The sequence below is a fragment of the Geodermatophilus sp. SYSU D00691 genome, assembly GCF_054050275.1.
In genome coordinates, this window is the sequence record NZ_JBJGYZ010000062.1 from 1 (window position 1) to 17,193 (window position 17,193).

12 protein-coding genes and 1 pseudogene are annotated in these 17,193 nt (G+C 74.5%); 10 read left to right on the top strand and 3 right to left on the bottom strand.

Annotation, left to right across the window (positions count from 1 at the left end; genetic code table 11):
• Positions 1-103: pseudogene (locus ACI797_RS26990) on the top strand (IS5/IS1182 family transposase); the annotation flags it as partial.
• Positions 104-216: 113 nt separating this feature from the next.
• Here ACI797_RS26990 and ACI797_RS26995 read toward each other — a convergent pair.
• Positions 217-1,086, bottom strand: a complete 870-nt coding sequence (locus ACI797_RS26995) for a hypothetical protein (protein WP_456863661.1) — start codon at positions 1,084-1,086, stop codon at positions 217-219.
• Between the two features lie 273 nt (positions 1,087-1,359).
• Here ACI797_RS26995 and ACI797_RS27000 point away from each other — a divergent pair, with 273 nt between their 5' ends.
• The 5 genes from ACI797_RS27000 to ilvC all read left to right on the top strand — a co-directional run bounded on the left by ACI797_RS27000 (position 1,360) and on the right by ilvC (position 10,400).
• Positions 1,360-3,996 (top strand): putative bifunctional diguanylate cyclase/phosphodiesterase, encoded by a 2,637-nt coding sequence (locus ACI797_RS27000; RefSeq protein ID WP_456863664.1) that lies wholly within the window; start codon positions 1,360-1,362, stop codon positions 3,994-3,996.
• Positions 3,993-6,671 carry a putative bifunctional diguanylate cyclase/phosphodiesterase gene (locus ACI797_RS27005; protein ID WP_456863668.1) on the top strand — a complete coding sequence of 893 codons (2,679 nt, stop codon included), beginning with the start codon at positions 3,993-3,995 and terminating at the stop codon, positions 6,669-6,671. The genes ACI797_RS27000 and ACI797_RS27005 overlap by 4 nt, the downstream gene beginning before the upstream one ends.
• Before the next feature lie 213 nt (positions 6,672-6,884).
• On the top strand, positions 6,885-8,777 hold the full coding sequence (locus tag ACI797_RS27010; protein WP_456863671.1) for an acetolactate synthase large subunit: 1,893 nt from the start codon (positions 6,885-6,887) through the stop codon (positions 8,775-8,777).
• An 11-nt stretch (positions 8,778-8,788) separates the two neighbouring features.
• Positions 8,789-9,316: an acetolactate synthase small subunit gene (gene ilvN / locus ACI797_RS27015; RefSeq protein WP_456539961.1), complete on the top strand. Its 528-nt coding sequence runs from the start codon at positions 8,789-8,791 to the stop codon at positions 9,314-9,316.
• A gap of 55 nt (positions 9,317-9,371) precedes the next feature.
• Positions 9,372-10,400, top strand: a complete 1,029-nt coding sequence (ilvC, locus tag ACI797_RS27020) for a ketol-acid reductoisomerase (protein WP_456863675.1) — start codon at positions 9,372-9,374, stop codon at positions 10,398-10,400.
• A 70-nt stretch (positions 10,401-10,470) separates the two neighbouring features.
• On the opposite strand, the gene ACI797_RS27025 is transcribed toward ilvC, so the two are convergent.
• Both ACI797_RS27025 and ACI797_RS27030 read right to left on the bottom strand, forming a co-directional pair.
• The gene (locus ACI797_RS27025; protein WP_456539963.1) at positions 10,471-10,995 is read right to left on the bottom strand and encodes a hypothetical protein; all 525 of its coding nucleotides are present in this window, start codon (positions 10,993-10,995) and stop codon (positions 10,471-10,473) included.
• A 146-nt stretch (positions 10,996-11,141) separates the two neighbouring features.
• A complete protein-coding gene (locus tag ACI797_RS27030; protein ID WP_456863678.1) occupies positions 11,142-11,810 on the bottom strand; it encodes a hypothetical protein in 669 nt (222 codons plus the stop codon).
• A 153-nt stretch (positions 11,811-11,963) separates the two neighbouring features.
• On the opposite strand from ACI797_RS27030, the gene serA reads away from it, so the two are divergent.
• The 4 genes from serA (at position 11,964) to cimA (ending at position 17,115) form a co-directional block, all read left to right on the top strand.
• The gene (gene serA / locus ACI797_RS27035; RefSeq protein ID WP_456863681.1) at positions 11,964-13,577 is read left to right on the top strand and encodes a phosphoglycerate dehydrogenase; all 1,614 of its coding nucleotides are present in this window, start codon (positions 11,964-11,966) and stop codon (positions 13,575-13,577) included.
• Between the two features lie 16 nt (positions 13,578-13,593).
• The gene (locus tag ACI797_RS27040) at positions 13,594-14,616 is read left to right on the top strand and encodes a 3-isopropylmalate dehydrogenase (protein ID WP_456863684.1); all 1,023 of its coding nucleotides are present in this window, start codon (positions 13,594-13,596) and stop codon (positions 14,614-14,616) included.
• Positions 14,616-15,302 (top strand): maleylpyruvate isomerase N-terminal domain-containing protein, encoded by a 687-nt coding sequence (locus tag ACI797_RS27045; protein WP_456863687.1) that lies wholly within the window; start codon positions 14,616-14,618, stop codon positions 15,300-15,302. The genes ACI797_RS27040 and ACI797_RS27045 overlap by 1 nt, the downstream gene beginning before the upstream one ends.
• Before the next feature lie 211 nt (positions 15,303-15,513).
• Positions 15,514-17,115, top strand: a complete 1,602-nt coding sequence (gene cimA / locus ACI797_RS27050) for a citramalate synthase (protein WP_456863690.1) — start codon at positions 15,514-15,516, stop codon at positions 17,113-17,115.
• The last annotated feature ends 78 nt before the right edge of the window (positions 17,116-17,193 follow it).

A 17,193-nucleotide genomic window follows, 5' to 3' on the forward strand; every position in this document is an offset into this window, starting at 1 on the left:
GCTCATGGCCGCCCGGCTCACCGGACGGCACATCGAGCCGCACGGCCCCATCGAGACCGAGGCCGCCCGCCGCCTCGCCGAAGACCTCGACGAGCAGCAGTAGCCGATCAGTTACCCAACACCCTCTGAGGCCTCCCTCGTGCCGAGAAGGCACTCCGTGCACGGCCTGCCGGCGTGTCCGCGCGTGTCCCGTGCACGGAATGCCTTCTCGGCGGCTCAGCCCGCCCACCCTCGGCTGAGCAGAGCCCGGCGGGTGCGCTCCACCACGACGGCCGGCCGGGCGAGGTGCCGTCCGGCGTACCGCAGGACGAGCCAGCCGTCGGCGGCCATCAGCGAGTACCGGTCGACGTCCATGCCGAACTGCCGCGGGTCGGCGTGCTGGCGCCCCTCGTACTCGAGGGCGACCTTCCACTCCTCGTAGCCGAGGTCGACGTGCGCGACCTCCCGGCCCCAGCGGTCGCGCACCGGCAGCTGCGGCACCGGCACGGGCAGGCCCGCCTCGTGCAGCCACCAGCGGACGAGGCTCTCCGGCCGCGACTGCGCCTCCGCCCTCAGCAACGGCGCGACCGCGCGGGCCCGGACCACCCCGCGCACGCCGTCGGCGCGTTCGAGGCGGGCGGCCAGCGCCGCCGGGGCCAGGTGGCCGCCGCGCAGCAAGGCATCACCGACGGCCAGGAGCTCGCCCGGCGGGAGACGCGCCGACAGGTCGAGCAGCGTCTGCGCCCCGCTGGTGATCCGCAGGCCGGCCAGCTCGACGACGTCCTCGGTGCGGAGGTCGCGGACGTGCACCGCGAGGCCGGCCCGGCGAGGGAGCACCGGTCGCGGTCGCAGCACGACCTGCACCGCCGGCGGCGGGTCGAGCGGCGCGCCGAGGAGCGTGGCCGCGGTCTCGAGGCCGAAGGCGGAGTCGGGCGGCAGCAGGCGCGTCCACGCCCGGCAGCGCACGAGCAGGGTCGGGGGGACGGCGCTGCTGACGTACAGGCCCCGTGCCACGGACCGGCCGTCCTGTGTGATCTGCCGCCTCGTGGCTCCGCGGGCGCGGGCCTCCCGCCACGTGTACTCGGTGCCGAGCGGGATGCCGTCCATGCCGCCGACGCTGGCGGCCGGCGAGGACCGGGGGAGGGGACGCCGGGCATCTGTGGACGGCCGCGCGAGGTGTGGACGCGCCCCGAGAAGGCACTCCGTGCACGGCCTGCCGGCGTGTCCGCGCGTGTCCCGTGCACGGAATGCCATCTCGGCAGCCGGGGCGTCGGGCACCCCCAACGGGTGACGGGTGGGTGAGCCGGCCTCCACACCGGCGGACGGGGTGCCGACACCTGGCGTGTGGAGAGGCTGAGGCGAGCGCTGCTCGGGGCCGCCGTGCTCGCAGGTGCAGCCTGCGCTGCCGCGGCCGTCGAGCCTGCCCTCGTCCCGGCCGCCTACGGCGCGGTCGCGCTGCTGGGACTGGTCTGCAGCGGCATCATCTGGGCCGCCGGGCGGGAGCACTCCCGCCGCCGGCGGGGCTGGCGCCTGTTCGCCGTCGCGCCGCTGTTCCCGGTGCTGGGCGCGCTGCTCGTGCTCGTCGTCCAGCCGGCCGCCCCGCTGGAGGTCGCCGTCCTGCGCTGGGTGCCCACGGTGCCCGGCTACGTCGTCGCGATCGTCGGCATCCTGACCCTGGTCGACCGCGGCCGGCTGCGCACCGGCCTGCGCGGCGCCGTCGAGCTGGCGCTGTTCGTCGGCGCCTGCCTGGTGGTCGTGCAGCTGCTGATCATCGGCCCGTCGGGGCGCTGGTCGTCGCTGCAGGTCGACCAGCGGCTCATCCTGGCCGCCGCGGTCGTCGCCACCTCCCTCACCATGGCCGCCGCGCTCACCCTGCTCGGCGTCGTCGAGGCGCACCGCCAGGGCATGGCGCTCACGCTGCTGGCCGGCACCGTCGTCCTCACCGCGGGTCGCGGGGTGTCCACCGCCGCGCTGCTGTTCACCGCCCACGGCGTCGGCGTCCTCAGCCAGCTCCTGGTCGTCGTCGGCCTCACCCTCGTCGGCCTGGCCGCCCTCACCGACCCCGGCCCGCGCACCAGCGGGCGCCGCGTGCGTCCGCTGACCGGGCGGTCCACCGAGCTCGGCCAGGTGCTGCCGCACGTGGCGATGGTCGTGGCCGTCACCGCGCTCGGGACCGCGGCCGTCTTCGGCCACCAGCCGAGCGTCATCAGCTACGTCGGCGGCACCCTCTGCATCGCCCTCACCGCGGTCCACCGGTGGGTGACCGCCCGCGACGAGCAACGGCTCGGCGCCCACCTGCGGCGCAACGAGGCCTACTTCCGCTCACTGGTCGCGTCCGGCGCCGACGCCGTCGTGATCCTGGACCCCGAGCTGCGCCTGACGTGGGCGTCGCCCGCCCTCGAGCAGGTCCTCGGTGCCGCGGCGGTGCCGCTGCCCGGCCGGGCGCTGCGCGACGTCGTCCACCCGGACGACGCCGACCTCCTCGCCGCGGCGGTGCCCTCGGCCACCGCCGACGACGCCGGCGAGCAGGCCACCGGCCTGGTCGTGCTGCGCATGGCCGACTCCGCCGGCCGGTGGCGCAGCCTCGAGGCGAGCGTGTCCGACCTGCGCCGCGACCCCGACGTGGGCGCGGTCGTGCTGCACTGCCGCGACGTCACCGAGCGGGAGACCCGCGAGGCGGCACTGCGCGGGGTCGCCTACACCGACCCGCTGACCGGCCTGCCCAACTCGGCGGGGTTCCTGCGCGCGGTGCGGGACGCCCTCGCCGAGGCCGGGGACGTGCCGCACGAGGACGACGGCGCGACCAGCAGCACGCTGCTGCTGGTCGAGATGGAAGGCCTGATCGACGTCCGCGAGTTCGCCGGCCGCGAGGTCGTCGGGGGAGTGGTGGCCGAGATCGGGCGGCGGCTGCGCGCGACGGTGCGCGCCGAGGACGTCGTGGCGCGCATGGGCGGCGGGGGCTTCGGCATCCTCGCCCGCAGCACGGCGACCGAGGCCGATCAGCTCGCCGACCGCTGCCTGGCCGTGGTGGAGCAGCCGATCCCGACGCCCGCCGGCATCGTCGACCTGACCGCCAGCGTCGGGCTCGTGGTGCTGGAACCCGACGTGGACGTCGAGGAGCTGCTCGGCCGCGGCGGGCTCGCCGTCCGGGCGGCACGCGCGACCGGTCCCGGCTCCGCGGCCCGCTACACCCCGGCGCTGGGCGAGGCCGAGGCCCGCCGGCAGCGGCTGCTCGACGACCTGCACGGCGCCGGCTCCCGCGGGGAGCTGGCCCTGCTCTACTCGCCGATCGTCTCGCTCGGCGAGCAGCGGGTCACCGGCGTCGAGGCGCTGCTCACCTGGCGGCACCCGGAGTTCGGCGACCTCGAGGCCGCCGAGTTCGTCCCGCTGGCCGAGCGCGCCGGACTGGTCGGCGACCTGCAGCGCTGGGCGCTGGACGAGGCGATGCGGGTGGTGGCCGCGCTGCCGAGCTCCGGCACCCCGCTGCGGCTCGGCATCGACCTGGCCGCCTCCTACGTCGCCGGCGGCACCCTCGTCGCCGACGTCGAGAACGCGCTGCACCGCACCGGCCTCTCGCCGGAGCGCCTGGTGCTGGAGGTCCCCGAGACCACCGTGCTCGCCGACGACGAGCGCATCGCGCTCGACATCGCCAGCGTGCGGCTCATGGGCGTGCACGTGGCGCTGGACCACTTCGGCGCGGGCAACTCCGCGCTCGCCAGCCTCACCCGGCTGCCGGTCGACATCCTCAAGCTGGACCGGTCGTTCCTCGCCCGCGTCGACCGCGACGCCCAGGAGCGCGCGCTGTGTGAGTCGGTCATCGGCATCGGCCGGGCGCTGCGGGTCGACGTCGTCGCCGAGGGCGTGGAGACGGCGGCGCAGCTGGCCACCCTCTGCAACCTGTCCTGCGGCTTCGCCCAGGGCTTCCTGATCTCGCGGCCGCTCCCGGTCGCCGGGCTCACCGCGCTGCTGCGCGACCGGGCCGGCGCGCTGTGGCCCGGGCTGGTCGGGCAGCGGTGAGCGACCGGCCGGCCGCCGGCTGGCCGCGCGGACCGGTCGTGCTGGCGCTCGCGGCCACCGCGCTCGCGCTCGCCGTGCAGACCATGCTCCGTCCCGGCTGGACCCCGCGCGTCGCGCCGGCCGCCCTCGCGGTGGCGACGCTCGCGGTCGTCGTGCTGCTGGTCCGCCACAGCCGGGCGCTGGCACCGGCCGCGGCGGTGCCGTGGCGCGGCGTGGCGCTGGTGCTCGGCCTGCTCGCGCTGGGCCAGCTGGGGCGCGCCGCCGCCGGCGTGGGGGTCAACCCGGCCGAGGCCGGTGCCGCCGATCTCGCCCTCGCCGCGACCGGCCCGGCGACGGTCCTCGTCTGCTGCCGGCTGGTGCGCTCCACCGGTGGCCGGGTCCGCGTCCCGGTCGTCCTCGACGCCGCGGTCGCGCTCACCGCGCTCGCCGTCCTGCTCGAGATGCTCGTCCCCCTGGCGACCGCGGTGCCCGACCGCGGCGACGCGCTGGTCTCGGCCGGGTACCCCACCATCGGGGCGGTGCTCTGCGTGGTCGGCCTGGTCACCTTCGGCAGCGTCTCGGCCCCGCGCCGGGCCGCGGTCGGCTGGCTGCTGCTCGCCTTCGGTGCCCTGACCGTCGCGATGGTCGCCGGCGCGCTGGCGGTGGCCGCCCCCTCCCCGGTGCTCGCGGCGGTCACCACCACCGCCCACCTCGCCATGCTGGCCGCCGCGACGCTGGCGCTGGCCGCCGATCCCGGCCCGCAGGCGCCGTCGGCCGACCCCTCGACCGTGGTGCCGCTCGCCGGCGTGGTCGTCAGCTACTGCCTGAGCTTCTCCGTCGTCCTGCTGCTCCTCGGCGGCTGGGCGCTGGGCCGCGACGCGACGACCGCCGAGGTCGCCACCGTCGCCGTCCTGCTGGTGCTCACCTTCGTGCGCACCCTCGTGTGGGCCGCCGACGGCGCCCGCCTGACGCGGCAGGTGCTGCGGACCGAGACGTTCTTCCGCACCCTCGTGCACCGCGCCGCCGACATCACGCTCGTCCTCGACAGCGGCGGGGCGATCACCTGGGCGTCCGGCTCGACCTGGTCGACGCGCGAGCTGGTGGGCCGCGCGCTCGACGAGTTCGTCCACCCCGACGACCGGCCCGAGCTGGCGCGGGCGCTCGGCCGTTCCGCCGACCCGGGGGACGGGCCCACCCCCGAGTTCCGGCTGCGCAGCCGGGACGGCGGGTGGCGGCGGCTGGAGACGGTGCGGACGACGACGTCGGCCCGCCTGCCCGACCGCGCGGGCGACGGCCTGGTGCTCCACCTGCGCGACGTCGTCGAGCGGCGCAGCGCCGAGCAGGAGCTCGTGCGCATGGCCTACACCGACTTCCTGACCGGGCTGCCCAACCGCGCCCGCCTGATGTCGGCGCTCGACAGCGCCCGCGACCGGGCCGCCGGCGGCGACGAGTTCACCCTGCTCATGCTCGACCTCGACGGGTTCAAGCCGGTCAACGACGTCGCCGGCCACGACGCCGGCGACGACCTCCTGGTCCAGGTGGCCGGCCGGCTGCGGCGCACCGTGCGCGACCGCGACCTGATCAGCCGGCTGGGCGGCGACGAGTTCGCCGTCCTCGTCCGCGCCGGGCTCGAGGAGGCGACGGCCCTGGCCGAGCGCATCGTCGCCGACCTGCGCGACCTGCGCCCCACCGCGCCGGCGGGCGGCCACGGGCTGGTCTTCGACGTCTCCGGCAGCATCGGGGTCGCCGCGCTCGACCCGGCCGACGACGTCGCGACGACGCTGCGGCAGGCCGACCTCGCGCTCCGGGCGGCCAAGGCCGCCGGCAAGAGCTGCGTGCGCTGCTACGTCGACACCCCGGACGACGCGGGCGGACGGCGGGCCGTGCTGGTCCGCGACCTGCCCGTGGCGATCGAGGAGGGCCAGCTGCGGCTGCTCTTCCAGCCGGTCGTCGGCGTGGAGGAGCGGCGGGTGCTCGGGCTGGAGGCGCTGGTCCGCTGGGAGCACCCCGAGCTGGGCACGGTGCCCCCCGACGAGTTCATCTCGCTGGCCGAGGCCGACGGGCTGATCGTGCCGCTGCAGCGCTGGGTGCTGCGCGAGGCGGTCGGCACGCTGGCGCCGCTGCTCGCCGAGGGCCGCGACCTGCAGCTCGGCGTCAACGTGTCCCTCCGGCACCTGCAGGCCGGCTGCCTGGCCCCGGACGTCGCCCGTGCGCTGGCCGAGGCGGGCGTGCCCCCGCACCGGTTGATGGTCGAGCTCACCGAGTCGGTGCTGATGAGCGCAGAGGACCGGTTCGAGGGCGACCTGTCCACGCTGCACGAGATGGGCGTCGTCATCTCCCTCGACGACTTCGGCAAGGGCTACTCCTCCCTGGCCCGGCTGGCCCGGCTGCCCGTCGACGTCATCAAGATGGACCGCGACTTCGTCGGCCACATCGAGGGCGACCCGCGCAGCGCCGCGCTCGTGGGCAGCGTCGTGGAGCTGGGGCGCACCCTCGGCATGGACGTCGTCGCCGAGGGCGTGGAGACGCCGGGGCAGCTCGCCGTCCTCAGGGAGCTGGGCTGCCGCTTCCTCCAGGGCTACCTGCTCGGCCGTCCGGTGGCGCCCGAGCAGCTGCGGGCGGCCATCGACGGCTTCGACGCCGACGTGCTGCGGAACGCCGCCGATCTCACGGATCACGCTCTCGCCGTCCACTGAGTGGGACGGCCTGGTTGACGACGGCGCCCCGCAGGGCGCACAGTGTGCGGGTGCGCCCTGCCCGCCTCGTAATCGCCTAGCGCGTCGGTACCTCGACCGACGCGCTGACCCCCCGTGCCTGCGGCACGAGGGGTTTTTTGTTGGCCGGGGACGCCCACGTGACCTCGGCCGGCCCGCACCGCACCCCGCCCGCGCCCCAGGAGAAACGCCGCGATGAGCACCACGCCCCCCCGCGAGGCACACACCAGCGAGTCCGCCAGCCGCGACGCCTCCCACGAGGCCGCCGCCTCGCTCGCCGGCGTCGAGACCACCGCCCGAACCCCCCGCACGCCCGAGCCGGTGTCCGGCATCACGGGTGCGCAGAGCCTCGTCCGCTCGCTCGAGGCGGTCGGCGTCGAGGTGATCTTCGGCATCCCCGGCGGGGCGATCCTGCCGGCGTACGACCCGCTGTTCGACTCCTCGGTGCGGCACGTGCTGGTCCGGCACGAGCAGGGCGCGGGGCACGCGGCCACCGGCTACGCGCAGGCCACCGGCAAGGTCGGTGTCTGCATGGCGACCTCCGGTCCCGGCGCGACCAACCTGGTCACCCCGCTGGCCGACGCGCACATGGACTCGGTCCCGGTCGTGGCGATCACCGGCCAGGTGCCCAGCGGGGCGATCGGCACGGACGCCTTCCAGGAGGCCGACATCCGCGGCATCACGATGCCGGTCACCAAGCACAACTTCCTGGTCACCGACCCCGACGAGATCCCGCAGCGGATCGCCGAGGCGTTCCACCTGGCGGCCACCGGCCGGCCCGGGCCGGTCCTGGTCGACATCTCCAAGGACGCCCTGCAGCGGACGACGGACTTCTCCTGGCCGCCGCGGCTGGACCTCCCGGGCTACAAGCCGACCACCCGGCCGCACGGCAAGCAGGTCCGCGAGGCCGCGCAGCTGATCGCCGCCGCGCGCCGACCCGTCCTCTACGTCGGCGGCGGCGTGCTCAAGGCGCGGGCGACGGCGGAGCTGGCCGAGCTGGCCGAGCTCACCGGGGCGCCGGTGATCACCACCCTCATGGCCCGGGGGGCGTTCCCCGACAGCAGCCGCCAGCACCTGGGCATGCCGGGCATGCACGGCACGGTCGCCGCGGTCACCGCGCTGCAGAAGGCCGACGTCATCGTGGCGCTGGGGGCCCGCTTCGACGACCGGGTCACCGGCAACCTGGCCTCGTTCGCCCCGGGCGCGCTGGTGGTGCACGCCGACATCGACCCGGCCGAGATCGGCAAGAACCGCAAGGCCGACGTCCCGATCGTCGGCGACGCCAAGGAGACGATCGCCCAGCTGGTCGACGCGCTGCGAGCCGAGCACGCGGCCGGGCGGACCCCCGACCTGGCCGGCTGGTGGGCGCAGCTGGACAGCTGGCGGGAGAAGTACCCGCTGGGCTACGACTGGCCGGAGGACGGCTCGCTCTCCCCGCAGTACGTCATCGAGCGGCTGGGCCGCATCGCCGGGCCCGACGCGATCTACACCGCCGGCGTCGGCCAGCACCAGATGTGGGCGGCGCAGTTCATCTCCTACGAGAAGCCCGGCACCTGGCTCAACAGCGGCGGCCTCGGGACGATGGGCTACGCCGTCCCCGCCGCGATGGGCGCCAAGTACGGCCGCCCGGAGACCACGGTCTGGGCCATCGACGGCGACGGCTGCTTCCAGATGACCAACCAGGAGCTGGCCACCTGCGCCATCGAGGGCATCCCGATCAAGGTCGCCGTCATCAACAACGGCAACCTCGGCATGGTCCGCCAGTGGCAGACCCTCTTCTACGAGGGCCGCTACTCGAACACGAAGCTCCACGCCCAGGACGAGCAGGGCAAGCCGCGCCCGGTGCGCATCCCCGACTTCCTGCTCCTGGCCGAGGCGATGGGCTGCGTCGGCCTGCGCTGCGAGAGCAAGGACGACGTCGACGCGGTGATCGAGAAGGCCATGGCGATCGACGACGCCCCGGTGGTCATCGACTTCGTCGTCGGCCACGACGCCCAGGTGTGGCCGATGGTCGCGGCCGGGGCCAGCAACGACGACATCATGGCCGCGCGCGACGTGCGCCCGGTCTTCGGCGACGACCAGGTCTGAGGGGACGCACCATGACCCGCCACACGCTCTCGGTCCTCGTCGAGAACAAGTCCGGCGTCCTCGCCCGCGTCTCGGCGCTGTTCAGCCGCCGCGGCTTCAACATCGAGTCCCTCGCCGTCGGGCCGACGGAGAACCCCGACCTGTCGCGCATGACCATCGTCGCCGACGCGGAGTCCGCGCCGCTGGAGCAGATCACCAAGCAGCTCAACAAGCTGATCGAGGTGATCAAGATCGTCGAGCTCGAGGAGGGGGCCGCCGTCCAGCGCGAACTGCTGCTCGTCAAGGTCCGCGCGCCCATGGCCGACCGCACGCAGGTGCTGCAGACCGCCGAGCTCTTCCGCGCCCGGGTGGTCGACGTCAACACCGACACCGTGACCCTCGAGGCGACCGGCACGCCCGACAAGCTGCAGGCGCTGCTGGCCGTCCTGGCCCCGCTCGGGATCAAGGAGATGGCCCAGTCGGGCACCGTCGCCCTGGGCCGGGGTCCGCGGTCGATGTCGGGCGCCGGTACCTTGCGCCCGGTCGAGCGCACCGCCTGATCCGTTCCACCCACCGAGCTTTATCGCGATAAAGCACCATCTGAAAGGGAACTGCATGGCCGCCGAGATCTTCTACGACGACGACGCCGACCTCTCGATCGTCCAGGGGCGCACCGTCGCCGTCCTGGGCTACGGCAGCCAGGGGCACGCGCACGCCCTCTCGCTGCGCGACTCCGGCGTCGACGTCCGGGTCGGCCTGCCCGAGGGCAGCACGAGCCGGCCGAAGGCCGAGGCCGAGGGCCTGCGCGTGGTCACGCCGGCCGAGGCGGCCGCCGAGGCCGACCTGATCATGATCCTGGCGCCCGACCACGTGCAGCGGCACCTCTACGCCGAGGCGGTCGAGCCGAACCTGCAGGACGGCGACGCCCTGTTCTTCGGCCACGGCTTCAACATCCGGTTCGGCTACATCAAGCCCCCGGCGGGCGTGGACGTCGCGATGGTCGCCCCCAAGGGCCCCGGTCACCTGGTGCGGCGCGAGTTCGAGAACGGCAAGGGCGTGCCCTGCCTGGTCGCCGTCGAGCAGGATGCCAGCGGGTCGGCGCTGCAGCTGGCGCTGTCCTACGCCAAGGCGATCGGCGGCACCCGCGCCGGCGTCATCAAGACCACCTTCGCCGAGGAGACCGAGACCGACCTGTTCGGCGAGCAGGCCGTGCTCTGCGGCGGCATGTCGGCGCTGGTGACCGCGGGCTTCGAGACCCTCACCGAGGCCGGCTACCAGCCCGAGATCGCCTACTTCGAGTGCCTGCACGAGCTCAAGCTGATCGTCGACCTCATGTACGAGGGCGGCATCGCCAAGCAGCGCTGGTCGGTGTCGGACACCGCCGAGTACGGCGACTACACCTCCGGCCCGAAGGTCATCGACGAGCGGGTCAAGGCCACCATGGGCGAGGTCCTCGCCGCGATCAAGGACGGCTCGTGGGCCGCCTCCTTCATCGCCGATCAGGACGCCGGAGCGCCGGACTTCAAGCGCCGCCGGGCCGAGGCCGAGGCGCACCCGATCGAGGAGACCGGGCGCAAGCTGCGCGGCCTGATGAGCTGGGTGTCGGCGTCCGACGACTACACCGGCACCGCCGCCCGCAACTGAACGGGCACACCACGACAGAGGGCCCCGCTGCCGACCGGCAGCGGGGCCCTCTCTCTGTTGCGGTGCGGGGTTACCGGCCGCCGCGCGAGGCGAAGAACTGCTGCGACGCCGGCTGGTTGAGCAGGAAGAAGATCGCGACACCGGCCGCGATCAGCAGGACCGACCAGAAGTCGAACGTGCCCTGCGTCAGCGCCAGGATGAGGCCCAGCAGCGCCAGACCGGCGGTGACGAGACCACCGATCTTCAGCAGCGTGGAGCCCTTGCCCTGGATCGCCTGGACGCCGCCGACGATGTTCAGCGCGGCGAGACCCAGATAGAGGATGCCGAAGAGGGCGAAGATGCCCAGCAGCGTCGACAGCGCGAAGAAGCCCAGCGCGCCGATGAGCGCCAGAGCGGCGATCACGAAGCCGAGGACGGCGGCAGTGGTGACCTGCGACGGCCGCGCGCCGGCGGGCGCGCCGTAGCCGGCGGGGCCGCCGGCGTAGTTCGGGGCCGGCTGGTAGCCACCCTGCTGCGGAGCGCCCCAGCCGGGCTGGCCCTGAGGAGCACCCCCCTGCGGGTAGTTCGGGTCGGAACCGGGGGTGGGGGTGGTCATCTGGTCGTTTCCTCCTGGGACGTGCGGCCGCCCGGACGGGCGGTCGGCGGCGGAGTGTAGGGGGAGGCGCAACGCCATGGGGCGATGCGCGCCTTGCGTGACGAGGCCGTGACCCCCGCGGGGGGTCACGGCCTCGCACCTCGGGTTCAGCGGCCGCGCTGCGCCCGGGACGCCTGGAAGAACGAGCTCGCGGCCCGGTTCGACAGCAGGACGACGATGAGGATCGAGATCACGAAGAGGATGAGGAAGAGCACGATCCCGCCCGCGCCGCTCTCGTCGGCGTTGCCGAGGCTGCCGAAGAAGGTAAAGCCCGTGGTTGCGATCGCGATCGAAGCTCCCACGATGAGCAGCACCCGGCTGCGCCCGGACAGCGCCCATGCCGATCCCCAGATCATGACCACGGTCCAGGCCAGCGCAAGGACGCCGAAGGCGATCGCGATGCCGGCGGCGGCACCGACGAACTCCCCCAAGCCAGGCAGCGACTCCTCTGCGTCGCCCGCCGCGCCCCCGAAGAGGGCGCCGGCGAAGATGAAGAGGACGGTGACGACGGCGCCAAGCGCGCCGAAGATGAACCCGAAGACGGCGGCGGTCACGACGCCGCCGGGCTTGGCCGGCCGGCCGCCCGAGTACTGGCCGTACGGCTGCGGCGCGCCGGTGGAGCCGTAGGGCGAAGGCTGCTGCTGCCCGTAGGGGGCGGCCTGGTACTGCGGCTGCGCGCCGTACGCGGGCTGCTGCCCGTACTGCGGCTGCGCGCCGTAGGAGGGCTGCTGGCCGTAGGACGGCTGCTGCCCGTAGGGGTTGTTCTGCTCGGTCATGGTCTCCTCCGCCGGCAAGGGGGGTGCCGACTTCTCCGGCGGCCAGGATGGGGGTCGACCCCCCGCAGGGCAAGCAGCCTTCACCCGAGGTGGTGGTGTCGCTCCAGGGACCACCCGCCGCCCGCGGGCGTCGCGTCCTTAGGCTGTCCTCCTGTGACCGCCACCGGAACGGGGAGCGCCCCCGTCGTCCTGATCGCCGAAGAACTCGCCCCGAGCGTCCTCGAGGTGCTCGGCGGGGAGGTGGAGATCCGGCACGTCGACGGGGCCGACCGCGCCGCCCTGCTGCCGGCGCTGGCCGGCGCCGCGGCCGTGATGATCCGCAGCGCCACGCAGATCGACGCCGAGGCCCTGGCCGCCGCCCCCGACCTGAAGGTGGTCGCCCGCGCCGGGATCGGCCTGGACAACGTCGACGTCGCCGCCGCCACCGAGCGCGGCGTCATGGTCGTCAACGCGCCGACGTCCAACATCGTCAGCGCCGCCGAGCACGCCGTCGCGCTGCTGCTCGCCGCCGCCCGGCACATCCCGGCGGCCGACGCGTCGCTGCGCGAGGGCCGGTGGAAGCGCTCGAAGTTCACCGGCGTCGAGGTCACCGAGAAGACCGTCGGCGTCGTGGGTCTCGGTCGCATCGGCGTCCTCGTGGCGCAGCGGCTCGCCGCCTTCGGCGTCGAGCTGATCGCCTACGACCCCTACATCCAGCCCGGTCGCGCCGCGCAGCTCGGCGTCCGGCTCGTGTCGCTGGAGGAGCTGCTCCGGACGTCGGACTTCATCACCGTCCACCTGCCCAAGACACCGGAGACCCTCGGCCTGATCGGCGCCGCCGAGCTGGCGACGACCAAGCGCGGCGTGATCATCGTCAACGCCGCCCGCGGCGGGCTGGTCGACGAGGCCGCGCTGGTCGACGCGCTGAAGACCGGGCAGGTCGCCGCGGCGGGCATCGACGTCTACGCCAAGGAGCCGTGCACCGACAGCCCCCTGTTCGAGCTGCCCAACACCGTCGTCACGCCGCACCTGGGCGCCTCCACCACCGAGGCGCAGGACAAGGCCGGCAAGGCCGTCGCCCGGTCGGTGCGCCTGGCGCTGCAGGGCGAGTTCGTGCCCGACGCGGTCAACGTGCAGGCCGGCGGGGTGGTCGCCGAGGACGTGCGCCCGGGCCTGCCGCTGGCCGAGAAGCTCGGCCGGCTGTTCACCGCCGTCGCCGGCGGCCTGGCCCAGTCGGTCAACGTCGAGGTGCGCGGCAAGCTGGCCGAGTTCGACGACTCGGTCCTGCAGCTCGCCGTCCTCAAGGGCGTCTTCTCCGACGTCGTCGAGGAGCAGGTCACCTACGTCAACGCGCCGCTGTTCGCCGAGCAGCGCGGGCTGGAGGTGGCGCTGACCAGCGAGCTGGAGAGCCCCACCTTCCGCAACCTGGTCAGCGTGCGCGGGGCGATGGCCGACGGCACCCAGGTCGCGGTCTCGGGCACCCTCTACGGCAAGAACCAGGTGCCGCGGCTGACCGAGGTCGGCGGCTTCGAGATCGACCTCGAGGCGTCGGGCTACCTGTTGTTCTTTACCTACACCGACCGCCCCGGCGTGGTCGGCGCGGTCGGCGCCGCGCTGGGCGAGGCCGGCGTGAACATCGCGGGTGCGCAGGTCAGCCGCACGACGCGCGGGGGCGAGGCGCTCATGGCGGTCACCGTCGACAGCCCGGTCCCCGGCGAGCTGCTGGCCGACATCGCCGGCCGCATCGGCGCGCGCGAGGCCCGTGCCGCGGACCTGACCACCACCTGACCTAGGGTCTTCGCTCATGCGCCTGGCAGTGATCCCCGGAGACGGCATCGGTCCGGAGGTGGTGGCGGAGGGGCTCAAGGTCCTGTCCGCCGTGGCCCCCGAGGTCGAGGCCACCCACTACGACCTCGGTGCCGCCCGGTGGCAGCGCACCGGCGAGCTGCTGCCCGACACGGTGCTCGACGAGCTGCGCCAGCACGACGCGATCCTGCTCGGCGCCGTCGGTGACCCCGGCGTGCCCAGCGGCATCCTGGAGCGCGGGCTGCTGCTGCGGCTGCGCTTCGAGCTCGACCACCACGTGAACCTGCGGCCGGCGAAGCTGTTCGACGGGGTCACCAGCCCGCTGGCCGACCCCGGCCCGATCGACATGCTCTGCGTGCGCGAGGGCACCGAGGGCCCCTACGTGGGCAACGGCGGCGTGCTGCGCAAGGACACCCCGCACGAGATCGCCACCGAGGTCAGCCTGAACACCGCGTTCGGCGTGGAGCGCGTCGCCCGGTACGCCTTCGAGCGGGCCCGGCTGCGGCCGCGCCGGCACCTCACGCTGATCCACAAGACCAACGTGCTGACCCACGCCGGCGGTCTGTGGTCGCGCACGGTCGAGGAGCTGGCCGCGGAGTTCCCCGACATCACCGTCGCCTACCAGCACGTCGACGCGGCGTCGATGTTCTTCATCACCGACCCGGGCCGCTACGACGTCATCGTCACCGACAACCTCTTCGGCGACATCGTCACCGACATCGCCGCCGCGGTGACCGGCGGCATCGGGCTGGCGGCGAGCGGCAACCTCGACGCCTCGGGCACCAACCCGAGCATGTTCGAGCCGGTGCACGGCTCGGCGCCGGACATCGCCGGCCAGGGGATCGCCGACCCGACCGCCACGGTGCTGTCGGTGGGGCTGCTGCTCGAGCACCTCGGCCGGGCCGACCAGGCCAAGAAGGTCAACGCGGCGGTCGCCTTCGACGTGTCCACCCGCGACCCGCAGGGTCCGGTCCGGACCGCGGAGGTCGGCGACCGGCTGGCAGCGCTCGCCGGCGGCTGATGCAGGACCCCGCCGCCCCCCACCGCTCGCACGCTCGTGGCGGGCCCCTGCAGCCGGGCCGTTTCAGCCCGTCACCAGTCGCCTGGGACGGGTCGCGCCAGGCGTTCGCCGACGCCGCCGGGTGGTTCGTCGCCACCGCCGCGGCCGTCGGGGACCGCTGGGGCGCGCCGGGGCTGGGGGAGTGGGACGTCCGCGCCCTGGTCGGCCACACCAGCCGGTCGCTGCTGACCGTCGAGGCGTACCTCGGGCAGCCGGCCGCGACGGTGGAGGTGGCGTCGGCGGCGGACTACTTCCGCGCCACGCGGGCGATCGCCGCCGGCCCGGCGGTGGCCGAGCGCGGTCGGGACGCCGGGGCCGCGCTGGGCGAGGACCCCGCGGCCGCGGTCGCCGCCATCGCCGACCGGGTGCTCCCGCTGGTCGGCGCCCGGGACGGCGGCGAGCTGCTCACGACGGTCGCCGGCGGCATGCGGCTGGCTGACTACCTGCCCACGCGCACCTTCGAGCTGGTCGTGCACACCTGCGACCTCGCCGTCGCGCTGGGCGAGGCGCCCGTCGTCCCCCCGACGGCCGCCGCGCAGGCGCTGGGGCTCGTCGCCGACCTGGCCGCGGCGGACGGGACCGCCGGCCCGCTCCTGCTCGCGGCGACCGGCCGGACGGGCCTGCCCGCCGGGTTCTCCGTCCTCTGAGCCGCCGCGGCGGGTCCGCGAGGGGGACGCCGTCCCGCACCGGTGCACCACGGCGGGCGGCGGACGTGCTTTACTCGTCGGCGATGTCCGTCCTCCGCACCGTCATTATCGCCTAGCGCGCAGTCCGTTCCCGACTGCGCGCAGACCTCCCGTACCCGGGGGGTCTTTTTGTTTGCCGGGAACATCCCAGAATCCGCACCCAGGAGCTCCCGTGGCCAGCACCCCCGACTTCCACGTCTTCGACACCACGCTGCGCGACGGCGCCCAGCGCGAGGGCATCAGCTACTCCGTCGCCGACAAGCTCGCCGTCGCGCGGTTGCTGGACGAGATCGGCGTGGGCTTCATCGAGGGCGGCTGGCCCGGCGCGCTGCCCAAGGACACCGAATTCTTCGCCCGCGCCCGCACCGAGCTCAAGCTGCGCCACGCCCAGCTGGTCGCGTTCGGCGCCACCCGCAAGGCCGGCGTCCGCGTCGAGGACGACCCCCAGGTCCGGGCCCTGCTCGACTCCGAGGCGCCGGTCGTCTGCCTGGTCGCCAAGTCCGACGTCCGGCACGTGCGCGAGGCGCTGCGGACGACGCTGGAGGAGAACCTCGCGATGGTCTCCGACACCGTCGCCTTCTTCGTCGGCCACGGCCGGCGGGTGTTCCTCGACTGCGAGCACTTCTTCGACGGCTACCGGGCCGACCCCGACTACGGCGTGCGGGTCCTGCATGCGGCGTTCGCGGCCGGCGCCGAGGTCGGGGTCATGTGCGACACCAACGGCGGCATGCTGCCGATGGATGTCGGCCGGGTCGTCGCCGACGTCCGCGCCCGGGTCGACGGCCGGCTGGGCATCCACTGCCAGGACGACACCGGCTGCGCCGTGGCCAACTCGCTCGCCGCGGTGGAGGCCGGCGTCACCCACGTCCAGGGGACGGCGAACGGCTACGGCGAGCGCGCCGGCAACGCCGACACCTTCGCCCTGATCGGCAACCTGGTCACCAAGATGGGGCTGCCCGTCGTCCCGGCCGAGTGCCTGCCCGAGCTGCAGCGGGTCAGCCACGCGATCGCCGAGCTGGCCAACATCGCCCCCGACGACCACCAGCCCTTCGTGGGCGCCTCGGCGTTCGCGCACAAGGCCGGCCTGCACGCCAGCGCGATCAAGGTCAGCCCCGAGCTGTACAACCACCTCGACCCGGCCGTCGTCGGCAACGACATGCGCATCCTGGTCACCGAGATGGCCGGCCGGGCCTCCGTCGAGCTCAAGGGCCGCGAGCTCGGCGTCGACCTCGACGGCCACGCCGACGTGATCGGCAAGGTCGTCGAGCAGGTCAAGGTGCTCGAGGCCGACGGCTGGTCGTTCGAAGCGGCCGACGCGTCCTTCGAGCTGCTGCTGCGCGCCGCCCTGCCCGACGCGCCCGCCCCGCTGTTCGAGCTGGAGAGCTACAAGACCTCGGTGGAGCACTGGGGCAACGGCGTCGTGGTCAGCGAGGCGACCGTCAAGGTGCACGTCGACGGCGAGCGGATCATCAGCACCGCCGAGGGCAACGGCCCGGTCAACGCGCTGGACAACGCGCTGCGGCAGGCGCTGGTCAGCCGGTACCCGCAGCTGGCCGACGTCGCGCTCGCCGACTACAAGGTGCGCATCCTCGGCTGGAAGGGCGGCACCAGCGCCACCACCCGGGTGCTCATCGACACCACCGACGGGGTCGGCGAGTGGACCACCGTCGGCGTCCACGACAACATCGTCGAGGCGTCCTGGCACGCCCTCGTCGACGCCCTCACCTACGCCGTCCGCCACCGCAGCCCGGCCAAGGGGACGGTCCAGGCCTGATCGGACCGGGTGGCCGCTCCGCTGCGGTGGTGCGGGTCGACCCGCCTCGGCGACCGTGGAGCCGCGCCACGGCGCGGC

Excerpts from the sequence above, each read along its gene's own strand:
- ACI797_RS26995 (WP_456863661.1), bottom strand. The coding sequence starts at position 1,086 with ATGGACGGCATCCCGCTCGGCACCGAGTACACGTGGCGGGAGGCCCGC.
- ACI797_RS27010 (WP_456863671.1), top strand. The coding sequence starts at position 6,885 with ATGAGCACCACGCCCCCCCGCGAGGCACACACCAGCGAGTCCGCCAGC.
- ilvN (WP_456539961.1), top strand. The coding sequence starts at position 8,789 with ATGACCCGCCACACGCTCTCGGTCCTCGTCGAGAACAAGTCCGGCGTC.
- ilvC (WP_456863675.1), top strand. The coding sequence starts at position 9,372 with ATGGCCGCCGAGATCTTCTACGACGACGACGCCGACCTCTCGATCGTC.
- ACI797_RS27025 (WP_456539963.1), bottom strand. The coding sequence starts at position 10,995 with ATGACCACCCCCACCCCCGGTTCCGACCCGAACTACCCGCAGGGGGGT.
- ACI797_RS27030 (WP_456863678.1), bottom strand. The coding sequence starts at position 11,810 with ATGACCGAGCAGAACAACCCCTACGGGCAGCAGCCGTCCTACGGCCAG.
- ACI797_RS27040 (WP_456863684.1), top strand. The coding sequence starts at position 13,594 with ATGCGCCTGGCAGTGATCCCCGGAGACGGCATCGGTCCGGAGGTGGTG.
- ACI797_RS27045 (WP_456863687.1), top strand. The coding sequence starts at position 14,616 with ATGCAGGACCCCGCCGCCCCCCACCGCTCGCACGCTCGTGGCGGGCCC.